This is a genomic window from Spirillospora sp. NPDC046719 (genome assembly GCF_040645715.1).
In the GTDB taxonomy this organism is placed as follows: Bacteria; Actinomycetota; Actinomycetes; order Streptosporangiales; family Streptosporangiaceae; genus Spirillospora.
The window spans coordinates 2863-7668 of sequence record NZ_JBEYYT010000436.1 but is presented as its reverse complement, the minus strand read 5'-3'; the positions used below and the strand labels follow the sequence as shown (position 1 = coordinate 7668).

The 4806-nt window shown below is 75.8% G+C and carries 4 protein-coding genes; 1 reads left to right on the top strand and 3 read right to left on the bottom strand.

Annotation, left to right across the window (positions count from 1 at the left end; all coding sequences use genetic code 11):
• Positions 1–33 precede the first annotated feature (33 nt).
• Positions 34–846, bottom strand: a complete 813-nt coding sequence (gene imuA' / locus ABZ914_RS42155; protein ID WP_500200322.1) for a DnaE2-dependent mutagenesis accessory factor ImuA' — start codon at positions 844–846, stop codon at positions 34–36.
• A gap of 159 nt (positions 847–1005) precedes the next feature.
• Between imuA' and mtnA the strand changes: the two genes are divergently transcribed.
• The gene (gene mtnA, locus ABZ914_RS42150) at positions 1006–2040 is read left to right on the top strand and encodes an S-methyl-5-thioribose-1-phosphate isomerase (protein WP_500200320.1); all 1035 of its coding nucleotides are present in this window, start codon (positions 1006–1008) and stop codon (positions 2038–2040) included.
• Between the two features lie 10 nt (positions 2041–2050).
• Here mtnA and ABZ914_RS42145 read toward each other — a convergent pair whose 3' ends face one another.
• Both ABZ914_RS42145 and ABZ914_RS42140 read right to left on the bottom strand, forming a co-directional pair.
• The gene (locus ABZ914_RS42145) at positions 2051–2554 is read right to left on the bottom strand and encodes a GNAT family N-acetyltransferase (RefSeq protein ID WP_500200318.1); all 504 of its coding nucleotides are present in this window, start codon (positions 2552–2554) and stop codon (positions 2051–2053) included.
• Between the two features lie 231 nt (positions 2555–2785).
• The gene (locus ABZ914_RS42140; protein WP_500200316.1) at positions 2786–4744 is read right to left on the bottom strand and encodes a M28 family peptidase; all 1959 of its coding nucleotides are present in this window, start codon (positions 4742–4744) and stop codon (positions 2786–2788) included.
• Between the last annotated feature and the right edge of the window lie 62 nt (positions 4745–4806).

Sequence of the window (4806 nt, the reverse complement as noted above, 5' to 3'; positions counted from 1 at the left end):
TTTGCCCCACTCTTCCCCCCCCCCCCGTCCTCCCTATCCCCCCGCCCCGCCACCCCCCCCCCCCCCCCCGCTTCCCGCCACCCCCCCCCGGCCGGCGCCGGCGGCCGGCGCGCCGTCACGGCGGGTGTGGACGGGCGCGCCGTCCTTCACCGCGGGCGGCGGGACGATCTCCAGCGGCCGCCGCGCCGGGGCGGCGGGCGCCACGGTGCCGTCGGCGGCGGGCAGCCACAGGTCCGCGCGGCGGCCCCGGCCCGGGGCGTCGCGGCCCTCGGCGACCACCCGGGCGCGGCGGCCGCGCAGCCGCCCGTGGCCGTCGCCGACGCCCTCCCAGGCGACGCCGTCCAGCCGCAGCCGCAGCCGGACGCCCGGCCAGTCGCGGGCGTACGGGCCGGTCAGCGTGAGGACGCAGCCGTGCTTGCGGGCGAGGGCGGACAGCCGGCGGACGGCGGCGGCGCCGGGACGCTCCGGCGGGGACAGCAGCACCAGCTCGACCGCCTCGGCCAGCGCGGCGACGACGTCCGGCCAGCGGTCGCCAGGGTCGTCGACCAGCAGCAGCCGCTCGGGCTCGGCGCCCATCCCGGCGGCGGCGACGACGCCGAACGACGGGACGCCGACGATCCCGCACCAGCCGCCCGCGCCGTCCTCGCCGCCGTGCCGCGAGACGCCCGCGACGAGCGCGAGGGCGAGCGAGGCCGCGCCGGGCCCGTCCAGGCCGACGAGCGAGCCGGGGCGCAGCCCGCCGGGGACCACCGGGCGCAGCGCGGGCAGCACGGGGACCGCGCGGGCGGGCGGCGCGGACGCGTGCTCCAGCGACCTCGCCAGGTCCCGCAGCGCCGCCTCCGGCACGGTCGTCCCTCCTCTCGCGCCCCTCCGCCTAATTTCGAACACAGGTTCGACCCCTGTCAAGTTACCGCAGGTCACGGTATGGAACAGCGGGTGCGTGCGGGCGGCCGGAAAGCCCTGCCGGGTAAGGCTTCCCGGCGTCCGGGAGGCAGAATGGGCGGTATGACCGACGACGTGCGAACCGTGGAATGGGCCGGGGACGGGCTGCGGCTGCTGGATCAGACCGTGCTGCCCGGGCGCGTCGAGCACGTGGTGGTGCGGGACGTCGGCGGGCTCGTGGACGCGATCCGGCGGCTCGTGGTGCGCGGCGCGCCCGCGCTCGGCGTCGCCGGCGCGTTCGGCGTCGCCGTCGCGATGCTCCAGGCCGAGCGCGAGGGCTGGGACGGCGCGGCGCGCGACGCGGCGATCGCCCGGATCCGGGAGGCGCGCCCCACGGCGGTCAACCTCGCGGCGGGCGTCGACCGGGCCGTCCCGCTGGTCCCGAAGGGCGTGGACGCCGTGGTCGCCGAGGCGCAGGCCCTGCTCGACGAGGACGTGCGGGGCAACCGGGCCATCGGCGCGTTCGGCGCGCACTGGATCGCCGCCCGCACGCCGGACCGTCCGCTGCGCGTCCTCACGCACTGCAACGCCGGCGCGCTCGCGACCGCCGGGTGGGGGACGGCCCTCGGCGTCGTCCGCGAGCTGCACGGCCGGGGCCGCGTCGAGACGGTCTACGTCGACGAGACGCGCCCGCTGCTGCAGGGCGCCCGCCTGACGGCCTGGGAGCTGGTGCGGGCCGGGATCCCGTGCCTGGTGCAGGCGGACGGCGCCGCGGCCGGCGCGATCCTGCGCGGGCTGGTGGACGTCGCGGTCATCGGCGCCGACCGGATCGCCGCGAACGGCGACACCGCCAACAAGGTCGGCTCGGTGGGCGTGGCGCTGGCGTGCGCGGCGGCGGGCGTCCCGCTGGTGGTCGCCGCGCCGTGGAGCACCGTGGACCTGGCGCTCCCGGCCGGGGACGGGATCCCGATCGAGGAGCGGGCGGCGGACGAGGTACTGGCCTGGGGCGACGTCCGGACGGCCCCGGACGGAGCCGGCGCGTTCAATCCGGCGTTCGACGTCACCCCCGCCCGCCTGGTGACCGCGCTGGTCACCGAGACGGGCGTCCTGGAGGTGGCGAAGGGCGAGACCCCCGGCGGGGCGCGGCGGACCGGGTGATCAGGCGGTCTCAGTCGTCCACGCGGGCGAGGAGCTCGCGGCTCCAGGAGCCGAAGCCCATGCGCTCGTAGAGCCGCACCGCGTCCCGGTTGGCCTCCACCACGCCGATCGACCAGTACGTGACGCCGCGGCTCCGCAGCTCCTCCTTGCACGCCCGGAGGAGCGCGGAGCCGACGCCGTTGCCGCGGACCGCGTCGGAGACGACGAGGGAGTCCACCTCGCCGCGCCGCGCGCCGAGGTCGAAGGTCGGTCCCGACGCCCGGAGCCGGCAGACGAGGTACCCGGCCGGGTCCGGCCCGGCCGCCGGGGCGGTGGGGCGGGCGATGAGCAGGAGGGCGCCGTCCTCGCCGAGCCACGTCCGGTACTCCGCGCGGCAGCGTTCCCAGGAGTCGGCGGCGCCGCGCACCGGCCACCGCGCCCCGGCCACGCGGCGGTGGTGGTCGAGCATCGCCAGCCACAGCGGCTCCAGAGAGTCGATGTCGTCCGCCGTCCCCGCCGTGATCTCGATGTCCATGATCGCCTTTTAACCGCCACGAACTTCGCGAAACGGGCCTCCCGCCCGCGAGGGCGGGCGCGGTCAGCCCGAGCCCGGCCAGTCCCATCATCTTGCCGAAGTCGCGCCGGCCGAGCCGACCCGCGGCCATCGCGCCTCCCGTCGCGTCCCGAATCATGATCACGGGGACCGTCCGGTGATCGCGATGGTCCGCACGGTGCCCTGGCGGATCGCGCCGCGGGGCGGCCCTGCTTACGGGGTGAGGGTGCGGGTGGCCGCGCGGAGGGAGGCGTACAGGCGCGCCTCGTACGCCTTCGCGGCCGCCGGGTCGTTCTGCAGGAACAGGGCGTCGTTGAGGCCGGGGAGCCGCTGCGTGGCGTAGCCGGTGTCCATGCCCGGGGCGTAGATCTGGTGCCGGTACCAGGGCCGGCCCGGCAGGCCCGACTGGGCCAGCAGGTCGCGCTCGTCCTGCATGAGCTTGGCGTTCAGCCGCCGGAACTCCGCCGTGTCGCCCTTGCCGAGGGCCTGCTGCGCGCGCGCCTGCAACGCGTCGGCTGCCTTCTGCCACGCCTTGGCCTGGTCGATGTCGCGCGAGACGTCCACCACGACCTTGCCGAGCCGCGTGCGCTGCTGCTCGGTGAACGCGGTGAGGTACTGGGCGGTCTCGGCGGCGTACGGCGAGTACCGCATCGCGATGACGTCCGCGTCGGCGAGCCGCAGCGCCGCGATGCCGACGAGCCGGGACATCGCCGCGTGGTACTGCCAGGTCGGGTCGCCGAAGTGCGACATCCAGTAGAAGTCGTCGCACGAGCAGTGGTAGTTGCCCGACGACCCCGGCGACGAGGAGCCGAGGTTCATCGCGGGCACGCCGTAGCGCTGGAAGAACGCCTGGAAGTCCGAGCCGCCGCCGATGCGGTCGATCGGGGTCTTGCCGTCGTTCTGCGCCTTCCACGCGTCGTAGGCCGTCCCGCTCGTGCCGGGCCAGGCGACCTCCTTGGCCGCGTCGATGACGGACTGGTCCAGCGCGGGCGTCGCCTCGGCGCCGAACTGTGAGCCGCCCGCGCCGTCCATGTTCACGTACGCGACGGCGTTGCGGAGCCGTTCGCCCTGCTGCTCGGCGTACTCGGTGGAGCCGAACAGGCCGTACTCCTCACCGTCCCAGGTGGCGAGGACGACCGTCCGCTTGGGTCGCCAGCCCTGCTTGAGGAGCGTGCCGAGCGCGCGGCCGATCTGCAGGACGTTCTCCGTCCCGGACAGGTTGTCGTCGCTGCCGTACGCCCACGCGTCGTGGTGCGCGCCGAGCACGACCTCCTGGTCGGGGCGCTCGCTGCCGGGGATCGTCACGGTGACGTCCCACAGCTTGCGGACCTGGAAGGTGTTCTGGAGGTCGAGGTGCACCTTCGTGCCGCCCGGGCCGAGGCGGTAGGTGAACGGCAGGCCGCCCTGCCAGGCGTCCGGCGCCTGCGCGCCGGTGAGCGAGCGCAGCAGCGGCTCGGCGGCGCCGTAGGAGATCGGCAGCGCCGGGACGAGGCCCTGCAGCATCGGCGCCTCGGACGGCTTCAGCCGCCGGGCCTTCGGGGAGTCGTCCGACCAGCCGGGCGTCAGCGGGTCGCCGGAGGCGAGCTGGATCTGCGCGACGCTGCCGCGCTGGATGCCGTCGGACGCGCGCCACGGCCCGTCCGGGTACACCGGGCCCCGGGCGAACCCGTCGTCGGCCGGGTCGGAGTAGATCAGCACGCCCTTGGCGCCGTACCGGGCGGCGTCGCGCGGCTTGATCCCGCGGAACACCTGCCCGTACCGGACGAGGACGATCTTGCCCTTGACCGAGACGCCGGCCTTCTGGAGCTGCTCGAAGTCCTGCGGGCGGCCGTAGTTGGCGTAGACGACCTCGCCCTGCACGTCCCCGGACGGCGACAGCCCGTTGTGCGCGGGGATGACCTCGTCGAAGTGCTTCTGCCAGGGCCGCGGCTTCTCCTTGACCGGCAGCGTCGCGGACTGCGGCGCGGTCATCTGGAGACTGACCTTCTTCGGCAGGGACGTGTAGGCGTAATAGGTCTTGACCTGCGGCTTCAGGCCGTACGACGTGAACCGTTTCACGATCCGCTGGACGCGGTGCCAGTCGCCGGTCGTCGTGGTGACGGCGGGCTCGCTCGACAGCTCGGCGGCGGGGGCGCGGGGCCCCACCGGGGGCGGGCGGGGGGGGGAGATCATGTCGGAAAGGGGCGGGCACCGGGGGCCCACCCCCGGGTCAACGCCCCATGGGTAGTGAGCAC